Consider the following 17,266-nt stretch of genomic DNA (forward strand, 5'->3'; position numbering starts at 1 on the left):
CTTCTCTGCTACGAATGGAATGCATGAACACCGAAGCAGGCGCCCGTGTCGTGGTCACCGGAGCGACGGGCTACATCGGCGGTCGACTCGCCCCGCGACTGACGGAGGCCGGCTACCGGGTTCGCGTCCTCGCCCGGTCGCCTCAGAAGCTTCGCGACGTGCCGTGGGCTGCGGACGTCGAGGTGGTGCAGGGCGATCTGAGTGATCGCGAGTCGCTGGACGACGCGTTCCGGGACGTCGACGTCGTCTACTACCTCGTCCACTCCATGGGGGGATCCGACCACTTCGCCGAGGCGGAGCGTCGGAGTGCGGAGAACGTGGCCGAAGCGGCGAAGGCCGCCGGAGTGCAGCGCATCGTGTATCTCGGCGGCCTCCACCCGGTGACCGGCGCGTTGTCCCCGCACCTCGAATCGCGTGCCGAGGTGGGCCGGATCCTCATCGAGTCCGGCGTCTTCACCGTGGTGCTGCAGGCGGGTGTCGTCATCGGCTCCGGATCCGCGTCGTTCGAGATGATCCGGCACCTCACCAATCGACTGCCCGTCATGACGACCCCCAAGTGGGTGCACAACCAGATCCAGCCGATCGCCGTCCGCGACGTGCTGCACTACCTGATCGAGTCGGCGACCGCTCCGTTCGAGACGTCCCGTACCTGGGACATCGGTGGGCCGGACGTCCTGCAGTACGGCGAGATGATGAACGAGTACGCGAGTGTGGCGGGTCTGCGCAAGCGTCGCATGCTGGTGTTGCCGGTGCTGACTCCCCGACTCGCCGGTCACTGGATCGGGTTGGTCACGCCGATCCCACGCGGACTGGCCATGCCCCTCATCGAGTCTCTTCAGTACGACGCCATCGCCCACGAACAGGACATCGACACGGTCGTCCCTCCGCCGGAGGGTGGATTGACCACATTCGCCGATTCCGTGCACCTCGCGCTGCGGCGCATCGAGGACGGGGAGGTGGAGACCACGTGGTCCAACGCGACCGATGCCGGCGCCCCCTCCGATCCGCTGCCGTCGGACCCCGACTGGGCCGGTGAGGTGGTGTACGTCGACGAACGCGCACAGGACTGCAACGCACCACCGGAACTGCTCTGGGACGTCGTCGAGGGCATCGGTGGTGAGAACGGGTGGTACTCGTTCCCCGCTGCCTGGGTCATCCGCGGCTGGATGGACAAGATCGTCGGGGGCGTAGGACTCAAGCGCGGTCGTCGGGATCCGCGTCGGTTGGTCAACGGCGAGGCACTCGACTGGTGGCGCGTCGAGGAGATCGAGCGCGGGTCGCTGCTGCGTCTGCGCGCCGAGATGAAGGCGCCGGGCGGTGCCTGGCTGGAACTGCGCGTCCTTCCGCGCGACGGCGGGACCCGCTCCCGCTACGAGCAGCGCGCGATCTTCTTCCCGCGGGGGCTGGGCGGACGGCTGTACTGGTTCGCCATCATGCCGTTCCACGGTGTGATCTTCCGCGGCATGCTCGAGAACATCACGGGCAAGGCCGAACGCGCGGCCGACACCGGTGACAAACGGGATGAAACCCGCGTCGGATGACGTTAGACTGATGTGTCCACCGGGAAGACCGGTGGGACGAGACTTCGCCACAGCGGAGGAAAGGGGCTGAACGGTTTCGACTGTGTGCGTCTAGTCAGGGGAAGCGTGCCGGTGCAGGCGAGAGACCACCGCAAGCGTCATCGCAAAAATATAAGCGCCGATTCCAATCAGCGCGACTACGCACTCGCTGCCTAAGTAGCGATTGCGTGTCTGTCAGTCCGATCTTGCCCTCGGGTCGGGTACTGGCATCAGCTAGAGGGCTCACCTGGTCACTCGGTCACGGAGTGATGTGGGACATCAAACAGTGGCTGGGATCGTCATCCAGGCTTGTCTGCGAGATCTGGAGATCCGAGTAGAGGCTTAGCAGACTGCGCACGGAGAAGCCCTGGCAAACCGACACAGGACCCGGGTTCGATTCCCGGCAGCTCCACCGAACGGCCGGACACCATCAGGTGTCCGGCCGTCGTCGTGTCACCCCCCTGACGTCCGGCAGTGAGGGCGCGACGTTCGCCACTGCCAGGCATCCAGCGGCCGGAGCGCCCCGAATCAAGAACCATGAGTGTTGACGACGTCGCGGCCCCGACTCTGCACGGGCTCCGGTCCGGGCCCGCAGACTCCGCGGTGCTGGTTCTGCACGGCGGCAAGGTGACCAGCCACGACCGTGCCCGTCCGTGGCAGCTGTCGGCCCTGCGCATGGTCCCCTTCACTCGCATGCTCCGGCGCGCGACGGGGCCATCGGTCGCGGTGACCCAGTTGCAGTACCGGTATCGCGGCTGGAACGGCGCCGACCGCAGTCCCGTCGCGGACGCGTGGTGGGCGTGCGAGCAGATCCGCGACACGTACGGACCGGGGACTCCCATCACCGTGCTCGGTCACTCCATGGGCGGTCGCACGGCAGCAGCGATCGCGGGGCACCCCGACGTCGTGGCTCTCGTCGCGCTGGCGCCGTGGTGGCCCGATGGCAGGGAGACCGACACCCTGCGCGCCGATCAGCGCCTGTTGGTCCTGCACGGCACCGTCGACCGGTGGACCGACCCCGTCGCGTCCCGCGCCGCGACCGAACGCGCCGCCGCGCGCGGTGTCGACGCCTCGTTCGTTCCGATGGCGGGAGCGGGTCACTTCATGCTTCGATCACCGCGGACATGGTCGCGGCGGGTACGGGAGTTCGTCGTCGACCAATCGCGCGAGGTGTCGTCTACGAAACCCGAGTGACACTGCGAGCGGTCCGACGCACAGCGGCCGGCCGATCGCATCACGTAGGGAGAAGACACATGGCTCACGATGCTCACACCGACCGGCGCATCGCCGTGGTCGGCGCCGGCGTCGCCGGCCTCACGGCAGCGTACGTGCTGTCGAAGACTGCTCGCGTCACGCTGTACGAGGCCGACGGCCGTCTCGGCGGTCACGCGGACACCCACGTCGTGTCCACCCCGCAGGGTGATCTGCCCGTGGACACGGGCTTCATCGTCCACAACGACCGGACATACCCGACACTGCAGCGACTGTTTCGCGAATTGGACATTCCGACACAGGAATCGGACATGAGCATGTCGATCCGCTGCGACGGATGCGGGCTCGAGTACTCGGGTGGGCAGGGCCTCTCCGGGCTGATCCCCGGCCCCGGCAGCGTGGTCCGCGGTCGCTACCTGCGGATGCTGCTCGAGGTCACCCGCTTTCACCGTGTCGCCCGTGCGCTGCTCGCGTCCGGCGACGACGATGCGACGGTCGCCGATGTGCTTGCCCGGCACGAGTTCTCGCAGTACTTCGAATCGCACTTCATGACGCCCCTCGTGTCCGCCGTGTGGTCGTGCGAGCCGTCTCGGGCCCTCGACTACCCGGCCCGGTACCTCTTCTCGTTCCTCGAGCATCACGGGATGCTCGGCGTCGGAGGTTCGCCGACCTGGCGCACCGTGACCGGTGGATCCGCCCGCTACGTCGAGCGTGTCGCCGAGACGATCGCCGAGATCCGTTCGGGCACACCGGTGGCCGCCATCCGTCGGGGCGACCGGTCGGTCGAGATCGAGGACGCCTCCGGGCACACGGAGACGGTCGATGCCGTCGTCGTCGCGACGCATCCCCAGCAGGCGCTGAAGATGCTGGCCGAGCCCACTTCGACGGAGCACCTCGTCCTCGGTGCCATGCCATACTCGCCCAACGTGGCTCGGCTCCACACCGACGAGAGCGTGCTCCCGCGTCTGCGGCGTGCCCGCGCCTCGTGGAACTACCGCATGCCGGCGTGCGATGCGGCGCCGGGCGGAGTGGTGGTCACCTATGACATGTCACGGCTGCAGCGGCTGCCCGACACCGGCTCCCGGTACCTCGTGACGTTGGGCGACGAGGACGATCCCACGGCCGAGGGTGCCGCACTCGACCCGTCCGCCGTGCTCGAGACGATGCGGTACGAGCATCCCCTCTACACGTCCGAGTCGGTCGCCGCGCAGGCGCGACTCGGCGAGCTCGACACCGACCTGGTCGCTTTCGCGGGCGCTTACCACGGGTGGGGCTTCCACGAGGACGGTGCGGCCTCGGGCCTGCGCGCGGCGGAACGTCTGGGCGGGGTCTGGGCATGACCGCCGTCGACACCCGCGCCGCTGCCGGTACTCGCACCGCCATGATCTACGAGACCTCCATCAGGCACGTGCGGCGCGAGCCGATCGAGAACGAGTTCACGTATCGCAGCTACTCGTGGTTCGTCGACATCGACGCACTCCCGTCGCTGCCCGGCCCGCTCGCGCCGTTCGCGAAGATCGACGCCGCCGACCACGTGGGCGATCCGTCGGCGACGCTGCGGGCCAACCTCGACGACTTCCTCCGGGCACACGGCCGGGTACCCGTCGCGGGGCGGATCACGATGCTGACCAACGCTCGTGTTCTCGGGTACGTCTTCAACCCCCTGACGGTCTACTGGCTGCACGATGGCACCGGCCGCGTCGAGCACGTGGTCGCCGAGGTGCACAACACCTACGGCGAACGTCACCGCTACCTGCTGGACACGGACGCGCGCGGGGCGGCGCGCACGCCCAAGGAGTTCTACGTCTCGCCGTTCAACGACGTCAGCGGGGAGTATGCGATGCGGCTCCCGGAGCCCGACGGCTCCCTCGCCCTGTCGATCACGCTGCTCCGGGACGGGCACCCCCCGTTCGTCGCGGTCATGTCCGGCACCGGACGCTCCGCGACGACGGGCCGCGTCCTGGGCGTTCTCGCACGAGCCCCCCTCGCCCCGCACGTGGTCACCGCGCGGATCCGGCGTCAGGGGATCGGGTTGTGGGCGCGTGGACTCCGCACGGTTCCGCGTCCGCCGGTGCGCGGCGACGTACCCGCCGTGGTGGACCGGCACGGTCCGCTCTCCACTCCGCTCGGCCCGGCAGTACCCCCTCGATCAGAAGGCACCAGGATGACTCAGTACGCCGTGGCATCGACCGTCGACGCCGAACGTTGGCCCTCCATCGCGACGGCGCCGGTCACCGTCAAGGCGCGCCTCGCCGCGCCCGTCGCCGACGCTCTCTTCCGCAGGGCGGCAGAACATCTCGCGATCCGGGTCGAGATGCCGAACGGCGTCGTCATCGGAGGTGGCGCGAACGATCCCACCGCCCCGGTGATGACGATCCACCGCCCACGCGACTTCGCGGCGCGCGTGGGGGAGAGTGGGCTCATCGGATTCGGTGAGGCCTACATGGCCGGCGACTGGGACGCGCCCGACCTCACGGCGGCACTCGGTGTCTTCGCCGAACGCATGGCGACCCTCATCCCGAAGTGGTTGCAACGCCTGCGCGGCCTGTACATCCCCAAGCAGCCGGTCTCCGAGACCAACACCACGAGCAACACGCGCTCGAACATCTCGCGCCACTACGACCTGTCGAACGAGATGTTCGAACTGTTCCTGGACGAGACCATGACCTACTCGAGTGCGCTGTTCCCGTCGCTGACCCCGCAGCCCGGATGGGACGACATCGCCGCCGCGCAGCGGTCCAAGATCGATCGACTGCTCGATCGCGCGGGGGTGACCGCGGGAACACGCGTTCTGGAGATCGGCACGGGCTGGGGCGAACTCGCCATCCGCGCCGCCGAACGCGGTGCCACGGTGCGGTCGGTGACCCTGTCCACCGAGCAACTGGAACTCGCGTGCAAGCGCATCGACGCCGCCGGCCACGCCGACCGGGTCCAGGTCGATCTCCTGGACTACCGGCTGGTCGACGGCGAGTACGACGCGATCGTGTCCGTCGAGATGATCGAGGCCGTGGGACACCAGTACTGGGGCGAGTACTTCCGCACCATCGACTCGTTGCTCGCCCCCGGAGGCAAGGTGGCGATCCAGGCCATCACCATGCCGCACGAGCGCATGCTGGCCACGCGCAACACGTACACGTGGGTACACAAGTACATCTTCCCCGGCGGGTTCCTCCCGTCGATCCGCGCGATCGAGAGCATCACCGAGAAGGAGACGACGCTGCGCGTGCGAGAGCGTCTGTCCATCGGCGACCACTACGCCCGCACCCTGCGCCTGTGGGACGAGCGCTTCCACGCGCACGCCGAGGAGGCCCGGATGCTGGGCTTCGACGACGTGTTCGCCCGCATGTGGCACTTCTACCTCTGCTATTCCGAGGCCGGTTTCGGCTCCGGCTACATCGATGTCCAGCAGATCCTGCTCGAACGAAGGAGCGACCGATGACCGGCACCCCCACCGTGGCCGCACGGCTCGAAGACCTGATCGCCCCCTTCGTCGGCGGCGCGCTGCCGGTGCACCTGACTGCGTGGGACGGCTCGACCGCCGGCCCCACCGACGCGCCGAAGGTGACGCTGTACAGCCCGAACGTCCTGCGACGGTTGCTGTGGAGCCCGGGTGAACTGGGTGCTGCTCAGGCGTACGTCACCGGTGAACTCGACGTGGAAGGTGACCTCGACGAGGCGCTGACGCACGTGTGGGACGTGGTGCGCACCCGTCGGCTGACGGCCGTGCGGCCCAGCCCGAAGGCGATCGTCGAGCTCATCCGCACCGCGGCGTCGCTCGGTGCCGTCGGGATGAAGCAGGCCCGTCCTCTTCCCGCCCCCGCCTCGCAGGCGGTCATCAAGGGCCGACTGCACTCGCTGGTGCGCGATCGCGCGGCGATCAGCCACCACTACGACCTGTCGAACGAGTTCTACGAGATGGTGCTCGACCCGCAGATGGCGTACTCGAGCGGCTACTGGACGTCGGACTCGCCCGACTACGGCCTCGAGGACGCGCAGCGCGACAAGCTCGACCTCGTGTGCCGCAAGATCGGCCTCGGCCGCCCCGGAATGCGGTTCCTCGACGTCGGGTGCGGATGGGGGTCGCTGAGCCTGCACGCGGCGGAACACTTCGACGCGCAGGTCGTCGGCGTCACCATCTCCCGCGAGCAGAAGGCCTTCATCGACAAGCGCATCGCGGACCGCGGCCTGCAGGACCGGGTGGAGATCCGCATCCAGGACTACCGAGAGGTGCCCGACGGCCCTTTCGACGCCGTCGCCTCCATCGAGATGGGCGAGCACGTCGGCGAGAAGAACTATCCGATCTATGCGAAGGCGCTGCACGACAACGTGGTGCCCGGCGGCCGGGTGCTGGTGCAGCAGATGTCGCGCAAGGCGGGGGACAACCCTGGCGGCGGTGCCTTCATCGAGTCGTTCATCGCCCCCGACATGTACATGCGGCCCGTGGGCGCGACGGTCGCCATGATCGAGGAGTCGGGTCTCGAGGTCCGCGACGTGCACGCCCTGCGCGAGCACTACGTCCGCACCGTCGACGCCTGGTACGCGACCTTCGAGAGCCGCTGGGACGATCTGGTCGCACTCGTCGGAGACGAGGTGGCGCGGGTGTGGCGTCTGTACCTCGTGGGCGGCGGAATGGCGTTCCGCGACGGCCGGATGGGTGTCGACCAGATCCTGTCCGTCCGCCCCGACGACCGCGGCGTGTCCTCGATGCCGCTGGTGCGGACGCACGGATGACGGACTTCTCCTGGTCCGATCTGGCCGTCGTGTCGGCGTTCTCCCTGCTGGCGGTGGCGGTTGTCCTCACCGTCACCGCGGTCGTCGGCTTCCGTATCGGTCGGCACAACGTGGTCGACGTGAGCTGGGGGGCAGGCTTCGTCGCGGTGGCGATCGCCGCGGCACTGGCCGGGTCCGGCGACGGGTGGCGGCGAGTGCTGATGCTGGTGCTCGTCGGAGCCTGGGGCACCCGTCTCGCGGTCTCGATGTTCCGCCGCTCACGGGGCAAGGGCGAGGACCCGCGGTACGAGAAGATGCTGTCGAACGCGCCGGGCAGCCCCGCTGTGTACGCGATCCGCAAGATCTATCTCACGCAGGGTGTCGCGCTGTGGTTCGTGTCGCTGCCGGTGCAGGTCGCCGCCGTGTCCGACGGATCGTTCGGCGTCGTCTCTGCGGTGGGCGTCGCTCTGTGGGTCCTGGGCATCGTCTTCGAGACGGTGGGGGATCGTCAGATGGACGCCTTCAAGGCGGACGCGTCCCGCAAGGGCACCATCATGGACCGGGGCTTGTGGCGGTACACGCGCCACCCCAACTACTTCGGTGATGCCTGTGTCTGGTGGGGCATCTTCCTGGTCTCCGCGGCGCACTGGCCCGGTGTGCTGACCGTCCTCTCGCCGGTTGCCATGACGTACTTCCTCGTGTTCGCGACGGGTGCGCGGCTGCTCGAGCAGCACATGGCGGAGCGGCCCGGATATCGCGAGTACCAGCAGCGCACCAGCTACTTCGTTCCGCTCCCGCCCCGCAAGGCCTGAGCGGGCCCGACTTCCGGTCACGCACGCAGCCCCGAGGAGGGGTGGTCTGCGCGCGTGACCGGTTCACCTCGAGATCAGGTCACCGTCGGACGAGGAGCGCGACCGGGAGCGCGGAGAGCAGTGAGGACACGGTGACCGTTCCGCTGAACGACCCACCATTCACGAGGTCGGTCCACTCACCGTCCGGCAACGCCAGCGAGGTGTCACCCCATCCGGCCTCGCCGAGGCGCATCGACCACCGCGTGGCGACGGCGACGACGTCGGCGTCACCGTCGGCGGGTCCACGACCGAACGCCACGACGTGGTCGGCGGCGGCGCCGGTCGCGAACACCGGAACGTAGGACCCGCCCACGAAGCTGTCCGGACGGTCGCGGCGCAGCCGTGCGGCACACCGGGTCACGTGGAACTTGGCGGCGCCGCTCGCGTCGAGCGCCGGCGTCCCGTCGATGTCCAGGAGAGCCTTGCGGGCGTCGTAGTCCACGTCCCGGCGGTTGTCGGGGTCGACGAGAGAGTCCTCCCACAGCTCCGTGCCCTGGTAGATGTCCGGGATGCCGGGACCCGCCAGGTGGAGGAGCTTCTGTCCGAGCGAATCGCTCCATGCGTGCGGAGCGATCTGCTGGACGAACGTCGTGAGCGAGGGAGCCACCGCTCCGTCGACGATGCCGTCGATCCACGTGTGGACGGCAGACTCGAAGTCCTCGTCCACGTCGTTCCAGCCGGTGTACGAGCCCGCCTCGCGGATGGCCTTCTCGGCGTAGGCGTGCAGTCGCTCGCGGTACTCGTCCGTGACCACGCCGTCGGTCGGCCAGGTGCCGACGATGTTCTGCCACAAGAAGAGTCCGGTGGACCCGTTGGGCGACGGAGCCTGCTCCTCCCAGTCGCTCAGGCACGCGCGCCACAGGTCGGGCACCTGAGACAGCACGCCGATGCGCGCCCGGACGTCCTCGCCGCGCTTGGTGTCGTGTGTCGAGAGGGTCGTCATCGCGGCAGGCCACAGCCGGGCCCGCTCGGACAGGCGGAGGTGGAACTCCGGCACCGACCGACCGAAGCGGGACGGGTCACCGCCGACCTCCTGGAGCGAGACCAGCCGCGACGTGCGGTAGAACATGCAGTCCTCGACGCTCTTCGCCATCACGGCGCCCGCGACCTGCTGCAGACGTCCCGACGCCTCGCCGCGTGCGGCCACGGCGGCCGCGACGACATCGAGGGCGGGAACCAGTTCGGGGCGATCCGCGGCGACGTCGCCGAGCAGGCGGGGCAGCATGCCGGCCAGCGGCGCGTAGTCGGAGCGGTACACCGGCATGCGGGCGACGATCTCGGTCACGGCCTCGCGGGCGAGGTCGGCGTCGAACGACGTTCCGGTGTCGCGGGCGATCGCCGCTACCAGGCGCCGCACCTCGGGAGCGAGCTGTGTGCTCGCCGTGTCGGCCTTGATGGTCCGCTCGGCCTCGTGCACCCAGTGTGCGTCCCCCGCGTGGCCGGTGACGTCCGACGACAGTCGCGTCAGCGGCTCCTCGCCCGACGGGTCGAGGAACACCCCACCGAGATCGGCGAGAGCGTCGTACCCGGTGGTTCCGTCGACGGGAAGGGTGACGTCGAGCGGCTCCTCGGCGGTGAGGATCTTCTCGACGACGAGCCACGAGTCGGGTCCGACGACGCCCCGCAAGCGAGCGAGATACTCGGCCGGTGCGGTGAGCCCGTCCGGATGGTCGACGCGCACACCGTCGACGAGACCGTCGCGGAACCAGCTGCCGACCTCGGCGTGCGTCGCGTCGAAGACCGCGGGGTCCTCCTGACGGAGACCGGCCAGGTCGCTGACGGAGAAGAACCGGCGGTACCCGATGCGCCCGGAGCGCCATCCGACCAGTTCGTAGGACTGCTTGTCGTGCAGTGCTTTCGCGTCGTCCCCGCCGTCGTCGGTCGCAGGGTCCACCGGGAAGCGGTTCTCGTAGTAGGCCAGCGTGGCCTCGTCTCCCGACCGGTCGACCGAGAGTTCGTTCACGTCGGCATCGTCGCCCAGCACGGGGAGCGCGATGCGCTCCGCACCGGCCCAGTCGATGTCGAACCACGAGGCGTACTGCGATGCGCGTCCGTGTCTCAGCACGTCCCACCAGAACGGGTTCTCCCGCGCCGTGGCCACACCGAGGTGGTTGGGCACGATGTCGACCACGACGCCCAGGCCGTGGGACCGGCACTCGGCGACGAGGTCCTCGAGAGCGGCTCGACCACCGAGTGCCTCGGAGACGGTGCGCGGATCGGTGACGTCGTACCCGTGGGTGGAGCCCTCTGCCGCCGTCAGGATCGGCGACAGATAGACGTGGGAGACACCGAGTTCGGCGAGATAGGGAACCAGCGACGCGGCATCGCGGAGAGTGAAGCGATCACCCCGTAGCTGGAATCGATAGGTCGAGGTGATCGCGTGGCTCATGTCGCTTCCTTACCCCGTTTTCCGTAGCACCAACAGTGACCGTGCTTGCACCTCGACAGCGGTGCCGGCGACGATGACTCGATCGTCGGCTCCGGTGGCCGAGGCGGTGTCGAGCGCGACGGTCCACTCGTCGGCGTACTTGCCGTCCAGTGTGGTGAAGTCGATCGGCTCGTGATGGGCGTTGAAGCACAGGTAGAACGTGTCGTCGACGACCCGGTTGCCCCGGTTGTCGGGCTCGGGGATGTTCTCGCCGTTGAGGAACACCGCCAGCGACTTGCCGAAGCCGCTGTCCCAGTCCTCCTCGGTCATCTCCTCGCCGGTCGGGGTGAGCCACGCGATGTCGCGCGTCTGCTCCGCCTTGCGGATCGGCCGGCCCTCGAAGAAGCGTCGTCGACGGAACACCGGGTGGTCGTTGCGGAGTGCGATCACGCGGGACGTGAACTCGACCAGATCGGCGTTCGTCTCCGCCAGCGACCAGTCCATCCAGGCCAGTTCGGAGTCCTGGCAGTAGACGTTGTTGTTGCCCTGCTGGGTCCGGCCCATCTCGTCGCCGTGCGCGAGCATCGGCGTGCCCTGGCTGAGCATGAGCGTCGCCAGCATGTTGCGGATCTGACGGGCGCGCAGCGACAGCACCTCGGGGTCGTCCGTCGGCCCCTCGACACCGCAGTTCCAGGACCGGTTGTGGCTCTCGCCGTCGTTGTTGTCCTCGCCGTTGGCCTCGTTGTGCTTGTCGTTGTAGGACACCAGATCGTGCATCGTGAAGCCGTCGTGCGCGATGACGAAGTTGATGCTCGCACCGGGGCGGCGACCCGTCGCCTCGTAGAGGTCGGAGGATCCCGTGAGCCGCGACGCGAACTCGCCGAGTGTCGCCGGCTCACCGCGCCAGTAGTCGCGGACGGTGTCGCGGTACATGCCGTTCCACTCGGTCCAGAGGCCGGGGAAGTTGCCGACCTGGTAGCCGCCCTCACCGACGTCCCACGGCTCGGCGATCAGCTTGACCTGGCTCACCACCGGGTCCTGCTGGACCAGGTCGAAGAACGCGCTCAGCTTGTCCACGTCGTGCAGTTCGCGAGCCAAGGTCGATGCGAGGTCGAAGCGGAAGCCGTCGACGTGCATCTCGGTGACCCAGTAGCGCAGGGAGTCCATGATCAGCTGCAGGGTGTGCGGGTGACGGACGTTCAGGCTGTTACCCGTGCCCGTGTAGTCCATGTAGAAATACGGGTCGTCGTCGACCAACCGGTAGTACGCGGCGTTGTCGATGCCGCGGAACGCGATGGTCGGACCCATGTGGTTGCCCTCGGCGGTGTGGTTGTAGACCACGTCGAGGATCACCTCGATGCCGGCTTCGTGGAACGAGCGCACCATCGTCTTGAACTCCGACACGGCCGAACCGGCCATGGGGGAGGACGCGTACTCGTTGTGCGGGGCCATGAAACCGAACGAGTTGTAGCCCCAGTAGTTGCGAAGTCCCTTGTCCACCAGTGTCTGATCCTGCATGAACTGATGCACCGGCATCAGTTCGATGGCGGTGACGCCGAGCTTCTCCAGGTGGCTGATCACGGCCGGATGGCCGAGACCGGCGTACGTACCGCGCAGATCCTCCGGGATGTCCGGGTGGGTCATCGTCATGCCCTTGACGTGGGCCTCGTAGATGACGGTCTCGTTGTAGGGGCGACGCGGCGAGCGGTCGTTCTGCCAGTCGAAGAACGGATTGACGACGACCGTCGTCATCGTGTGCCCCAGCGAGTCGTGCTGGGGGAAGTGGTTCTCGGGCTCGGGCTCGGGCTCTGGATCAGGCTCGGGTGCAACGGTTCTGGCAGTCGCGACGTTGGCGCGGGTCGCGTCGACGGTGCGCGACGCGGTGGCCGATCCCGCGGGGCCGGCGACGTGCGCCTCGCCGGGATGCACTGCGTCGTCGTTCTCCTGCGCTGCGGGCACGGGACGTTCGGGGATGTCGATGTCGTAACTGAAGAGCGAGCGGTCACCGTCGAACGATCCGACGAACGCCTTGCCGTACGGGTCGAGCAGCAGCTTGCTCGCGTCGCACCGCTGTCCCGCTCCGGGATTCCACGGGCCGTGCACGCGGTAGCCGTACCGCTGGCCGGGCTGGACCTGGGGGATGTAGGCGTGCCAGACGTACCCGTCGACCTCTTCGAGGCGGACGCGGGTCTCGTGACCGTCGGCGTCGATGAGGCAGAGATCGACGGCCTCGGCGACCTCGGAGAAGAGCGCGAAATTGGTTCCGGCGCCGTCGTAGGTGGCGCCCAGGGGATACGCGCTGCCGGGCCATACCTGGATCGATGGTTCGTGTGCATGGTCGACGGACATGCTCGGAACCCTATCCCGGCAGCGGCGAAGGACACCTGTCGGCGAGGTCCGTCGCAGGCCGGAGCGTCGGTCGCCCGGGCTCAGCCCAGCCGTGCGATCAGCGCGTGCCCGAGGTCGGTGCCCGATCGCCAGGCGCTCTCGACGCGGGGCGAGCCCTCCGGGCACCACTGATCCCCGGCGAAGCCGACCAGACGGTCTCCGTGCGAGACGATGTCGTGGCTTGCGTCGTGCTGGGAGGCGGGCTTGGCGAAGGTCCAGCGGTGGGCGTGCGTCCAGATCGGAGTGCCGATGCCCGTGAGCGCGGCGACGGCGTCGACGACGGCGGGGATCGCACCGGCGGGATCGTCGAGGTGTCGCCGGGCGCGCTGCGCGGACGTGTGGGCGACCAGGACCGCGGCTCCGTCGCCCCGGCGTGCGCCGTCGCGCGCGAGGAACTCGACGTCCGCGTCGTCGGACACGAAGGCGGCGTCGGGGAAGGGGAGTCCGGCGGCGTCGTCGTCGGCGAGCCCGAGGACCACCGCGACGACGGGGTCGTAGTCGACGGCGTCGGGCACGGTCACCAGGCGGGAGGCCTGCGGGTCGGGCATGGCCAGGACCACGTGTCCGTCGGGCAACGCCCGAGCCTCGGTGGCGTCGACAGGGATGCCGGACAGCAGGTCCTTGACCAGAGATCGCAGGCCCGCCGGCGTTCCCCACCGCGTGGGTCCCGATTTCTGTTCCGGCTCCGCCCCGGCCCGCACCACCGTGAAGGTGTCGGTCCACTCGTGCACGAGACCGCGAGAGGCCCAGTCGGACACGACGTCCCGGAACCCGTCGTCGCGGACGGTGAAGTAGCCGGCGCCCACATCGACTCGGCGTCCGTGCAACTCGGGGGACGACATCCGACCGCCGACGGCGCGGCCCCGGTCACGCAGCACGAACGGGACACCGGCGTCGCGGAGCACGCGAACGCACGCGGCACCGGCGATACCGGCTCCGAGGACGGTGACGGGAGAGGTCGAGGAGGTCACTCGTTCAGCGTACGGACGCGGCTCCGAACGCCGTCGACGAAGAGTTCGAGGCCGAAATCGAACCGAGCGGTGGCATCTCGATCGAGGTCACCGTCGTCGAGGTGTCGATCCGCGGCCAGCGCACCCGCGGACTCCATCTGCAGCCGGGACTGTTCGTCGCTCGTTGCACCCAGCACGTAGTAGAGCAGGGCGTCCGCGGCGTGTCCGGCGTCCTCCGGGGTCAGCCCGGTGGCGCGGAGATCGTCGACGACCGTGGTCCGCACGGGGTGCGTCACCGTGCGGGCGGCCAGGCTGGAGGCGACCACCTCGGCGCCGTCCCGGTGAGCCAGGAGAGCGTCTCGAAGTCCGTGAGCGCGGCCGCGCACGGCGTCCAGCACATCGGAGGTGACGGCAGCGGGCACGGTGTCCAGGCGGCTCAGGATGCGATCGGACACCGCGCCGAGCAGCGCCTGCTTGTTCGCGACGTGCCAGTACAGCGCGCCCGGCGCGACACCGAGCGAGCCTGCCAGTCGGCGCATCGTGAGGTCGGCGAGACCGTAGTCGTCGAGAATGGTCAGTGCGCCGTCGACGACGTCGTCTCTGCGCAACTGCATTCCGCACCTCTCCCGACTCGTGTCGCGGGCCCGTCGGCCACGCAGCGACAGCCTAGGCTGGCCGACGTGAGTGATGTCGACACGACGGGGTTCGCCTCGACCGCACCCGGGATCGGCGATGCGGGTCGGCCGTCGCGCGGCGCGTTCACCCGGCGTTCGATCCGGATCGTGCTCGCGACCGCGGTGGTCGGTGCCGTCCTCGGGATCCTGTGGGCTCTGCTCGCGCCCGTGGAGCACGTCGCCGCCGTCGGTGACGGCCGCGCGATCGTGTTGACCGGCGAGAGCGATCATCGCTTCGACGCACTGGCTCTGTTCCTCTGCGTGACCGCCGCGGCCGGGGTGCTGACCACGGTCGCCGTCTGGGCTCGCGTGGCCGAGCGAGGACCGCGTCTGGTCCTCGACATCGTGGTGGCGTCGGCGCTGGCGTCGGCCGCGGCGATCGGTGCCGGCCTCGCCGTGGGCGCGGTGCGGTATCCGAGTGCCGACGGCGCCCTTCGCGGCGATGTCGTCGCACTCGCCCCCGGTGTCTCGACGTGGCTGGCTCTGCTCGCGCAACCTCTGGCTGCGGCGGTCACGCTCGTTCTCGTCACGGCGCTGTCGCCGTCGGACGATCTGGGTCGGGACGAGTCCCCCGAGGAGTGATCCGTTCGGGTCTCGGACGCCGGGTTCGTCTGCTTGAATGAGCGCTCTCAGGGCGGCCCACGACGGGCCGCGGGCGGGGGCCGACCTCTGCGAACGGCGAGGGTCTCCAGGACGTGGCGAACACCATTCGGCGGTGGTTGACCAGACCCGTCGATTACGCGTGGACCGTCCACTACTTCGAGACGAACACCGCGCTCGGCTCGACCCGCGTCCTCATCGGTCTGTCCTGCCTCCTGTTCTCCGTCCTGTACGTCGTCGCCGGACTCGCCCCGCCGACCGCGCCGACGGGAGCAGCACTGACGATCGTGCTCGTGAACGCGGTGGGGACCGCCGGCGTCGGGCTCGCCTGGATCCGCGGACCGTGGCCCTCACGCCGGATGTCGACGGCCTTCGTCGTGTACGCAGACGTCGGACTCTCCGTGGTGCTTCTCTCGCTGTCCGACCCGCTCGCCGTGCTGCCCTGCGCGATCCTGTTCGGCGTCGCGAGCAGTTACGTGGCGACGTTCCACACGCCGCGGGTGTTCGCCGTCCACCATTCCCTCACCGTGGTGGTGTGCGTCGGGTTGTTCGTCCGAGCGATCGGCTCGGAGTCCGTGCTCGGAGCGGCGCGCACCTCGCTCGCCGTCACCTACGGATTGCTCATCGTGATGGTTCTCTTCCTCGCACCGATCTCCATCTACCGCCTGCAGTTCCTGCAACGCGGCGACGTCACCGCCGCGTACGTGGATCCGCTGACCGGCCTGCGCAACCGGCGGGGACTCACCGTCGCGGCGGGCGAACTGCTCGGCACCCGGAACGGTCTCGTCGCGGTGGTCATCGACATCGACCGCTTCAAGTCGATCAACGACCGCTTCGGACACCACCACGGTGACCTCGTCATCCGTCGGACGGCGGACACCGTCGACGAGATGTTCCCGTCTCCGTCGATCACGGCCCGCACCGGCGGGGAGGAATTCGCCGTCGTGACCGCGCTGCCGATGGACGAGGTGCTCGACCGGGCGCGGCGGCTGCGCAGCGCCTACACGGCGCGGTCGGACCACGAGTCGAGTCTGAGCATCGGGGTCGCTCGCGAGGAGCGGGTCGTCACCTCGCACGACGTGGAGGTGCTCCTCATCTGTGCCGATCGAGCGATGTATTCCGCCAAGGCGGACGGCGGCGATGCCGTCGTCGGCTACGGCACCCTCACGTAGGTGGTCGGAGCGCGGCGAACTCGTCGGTCACACGTAGTGCGCTGTCCCGGAAGCGGTACAGCGCGGCGGGACGTCCTCCGGACGGGCCCGGGGGAGCGGTGTGGCCGGTGGACTCGATGACGCCCCGCCGGGTGAGCACCCGTTGGAGATTGGTGGTGTCGACCTGGTAACCCAATGCGGCGCAATAGATGTCACGCAAGGTCGACAGGCTGAACTCGACGGGCGCGAGCGCGAAGGCGATGTTGGTGTAGGACAGTTTGGCCGCCAGTCTCGCGCGGGCGTGCGCCACCATCGTGCCGTGATCGAAGGCGGTCTCGGGGAGCGTCGCGACCGGGTGCCACGCAGTGTCGACGGGAAGTCGCGGGTCGCCGACGATGGGGACCAGACCGAGGAACGTCGAGGCGATGCGGCGATCGCCGGGGACCCGCCCGGGATCGGAGAAGACGGACAGCTGCTCGAGGTGGCGTACCTCGCGCACGTCGACCTTCTCCGCCAGCTGACGTCGCGCGGAGTCGGTCAGGTTCTCGTCGCCCCGGAGGAGCCCGCCGGGGAGTGACCAGGTTCCGCGTGCCGGGGCGAGTGCGCGCTGCCACAGCAGCACGCACAGTTCGGCAGGCTCGCGGGGCTGCAGCTCGCGCACCTGGAAGACGACGGACAGCACTTCGTGCACCGGTCGGGTGGCCGGATCGGGGGCACTTCCGGTCGGTCCGTAGGCGGCGGTGCTACGATGAATCACGTTTTCGATCATAAGTCGAAAACCCCGTCGGGTCCATTCCGGCGGA

General features: G+C 69.0%; 13 protein-coding genes, 1 other RNA gene and 1 pseudogene. 10 read left to right on the plus strand and 5 right to left on the minus strand.

Features of this window, described 5'->3' with window-relative positions; translation table 11 throughout:
- The first annotated feature begins 23 nt into the window (after nt 1-23).
- The 8 genes and pseudogenes from HQ314_RS14805 to HQ314_RS14840 all read left to right on the plus strand — a co-directional run bounded on the left by HQ314_RS14805 (nt 24) and on the right by HQ314_RS14840 (nt 8,293).
- The gene (locus HQ314_RS14805; RefSeq protein ID WP_051613594.1) at nt 24-1,541 is read left to right on the plus strand and encodes an SDR family oxidoreductase; all 1,518 of its coding nucleotides are present in this window, start codon (nt 24-26) and stop codon (nt 1,539-1,541) included.
- Nucleotides 1,542-1,603: 62 nt separating this feature from the next.
- Nucleotides 1,604-1,974: a transfer-messenger RNA gene (ssrA, locus tag HQ314_RS14810) on the plus strand.
- A 122-nt stretch (nt 1,975-2,096) separates the two neighbouring features.
- Nucleotides 2,097-2,753 (plus strand): alpha/beta hydrolase, encoded by a 657-nt coding sequence (locus tag HQ314_RS14815; RefSeq protein WP_222638647.1) that lies wholly within the window; start codon nt 2,097-2,099, stop codon nt 2,751-2,753.
- Nucleotides 2,754-2,812: 59 nt separating this feature from the next.
- Nucleotides 2,813-4,111 (plus strand): NAD(P)/FAD-dependent oxidoreductase, encoded by a 1,299-nt coding sequence (locus tag HQ314_RS14820; RefSeq protein WP_027506808.1) that lies wholly within the window; start codon nt 2,813-2,815, stop codon nt 4,109-4,111.
- Nucleotides 4,112-4,152: 41 nt separating this feature from the next.
- Nucleotides 4,153-4,779: pseudogene (locus HQ314_RS14825) on the plus strand (DUF1365 domain-containing protein); the annotation flags it as partial.
- Between the two features lie 156 nt (nt 4,780-4,935).
- Complete coding sequence (locus HQ314_RS14830) at nt 4,936-6,210, plus strand: cyclopropane-fatty-acyl-phospholipid synthase family protein (protein WP_056448067.1); 1,275 nt, start codon at nt 4,936-4,938, stop codon at nt 6,208-6,210.
- Nucleotides 6,207-7,502 (plus strand): cyclopropane-fatty-acyl-phospholipid synthase family protein, encoded by a 1,296-nt coding sequence (locus HQ314_RS14835; RefSeq protein ID WP_222650446.1) that lies wholly within the window; start codon nt 6,207-6,209, stop codon nt 7,500-7,502. Before HQ314_RS14830 ends, HQ314_RS14835 begins: the two co-directional genes overlap by 4 nt.
- The gene (locus HQ314_RS14840; RefSeq protein ID WP_056447886.1) at nt 7,499-8,293 is read left to right on the plus strand and encodes a DUF1295 domain-containing protein; all 795 of its coding nucleotides are present in this window, start codon (nt 7,499-7,501) and stop codon (nt 8,291-8,293) included. The genes HQ314_RS14835 and HQ314_RS14840 overlap by 4 nt, the downstream gene beginning before the upstream one ends.
- A 79-nt stretch (nt 8,294-8,372) precedes the next feature.
- On the opposite strand, the gene treY is transcribed toward HQ314_RS14840, so the two are convergent.
- From treY to HQ314_RS14860, 4 genes are all read right to left on the minus strand, one after another.
- Nucleotides 8,373-10,721, minus strand: a complete 2,349-nt coding sequence (gene treY / locus HQ314_RS14845) for a malto-oligosyltrehalose synthase (RefSeq protein ID WP_222650448.1) — start codon at nt 10,719-10,721, stop codon at nt 8,373-8,375.
- 9 nt (nt 10,722-10,730) lie between these two features.
- Nucleotides 10,731-13,049: a glycogen debranching protein GlgX gene (gene glgX / locus HQ314_RS14850; protein ID WP_222638642.1), complete on the minus strand. Its 2,319-nt coding sequence runs from the start codon at nt 13,047-13,049 to the stop codon at nt 10,731-10,733.
- A gap of 80 nt (nt 13,050-13,129) precedes the next feature.
- Entirely contained in the window at nt 13,130-14,059 is a 930-nt protein-coding gene (locus HQ314_RS14855; protein WP_222650449.1) for an NAD(P)/FAD-dependent oxidoreductase, read from the minus strand.
- Nucleotides 14,056-14,652: a TetR/AcrR family transcriptional regulator C-terminal domain-containing protein gene (locus HQ314_RS14860; protein ID WP_222650451.1), complete on the minus strand. Its 597-nt coding sequence runs from the start codon at nt 14,650-14,652 to the stop codon at nt 14,056-14,058. The genes HQ314_RS14855 and HQ314_RS14860 overlap by 4 nt, the downstream gene beginning before the upstream one ends.
- 66 nt (nt 14,653-14,718) lie before the next feature.
- Here HQ314_RS14860 and HQ314_RS14865 point away from each other — a divergent pair, with 66 nt between their 5' ends.
- Together HQ314_RS14865 and HQ314_RS21770 are read left to right on the plus strand one after the other, a co-directional pair.
- On the plus strand, nt 14,719-15,294 hold the full coding sequence (locus HQ314_RS14865; RefSeq protein WP_222647060.1) for a DUF2567 domain-containing protein: 576 nt from the start codon (nt 14,719-14,721) through the stop codon (nt 15,292-15,294).
- A gap of 113 nt (nt 15,295-15,407) precedes the next feature.
- Nucleotides 15,408-16,484, plus strand: a complete 1,077-nt coding sequence (locus HQ314_RS21770; protein WP_222650452.1) for a GGDEF domain-containing protein — start codon at nt 15,408-15,410, stop codon at nt 16,482-16,484.
- Here the strand turns inward: HQ314_RS21770 and HQ314_RS14875 are convergent.
- Complete coding sequence (locus tag HQ314_RS14875; RefSeq protein WP_082544651.1) at nt 16,477-17,232, minus strand: NUDIX hydrolase; 756 nt, start codon at nt 17,230-17,232, stop codon at nt 16,477-16,479. The two genes, HQ314_RS21770 and HQ314_RS14875, sit on opposite strands and share 8 nt — an antisense overlap.
- Between the last annotated feature and the right edge of the window lie 34 nt (nt 17,233-17,266).

This window comes from Rhodococcus sp. BP-332 (assembly GCF_019836065.1).
In the GTDB taxonomy this organism is placed as follows: Bacteria; Actinomycetota; Actinomycetes; order Mycobacteriales; family Mycobacteriaceae; genus Rhodococcoides.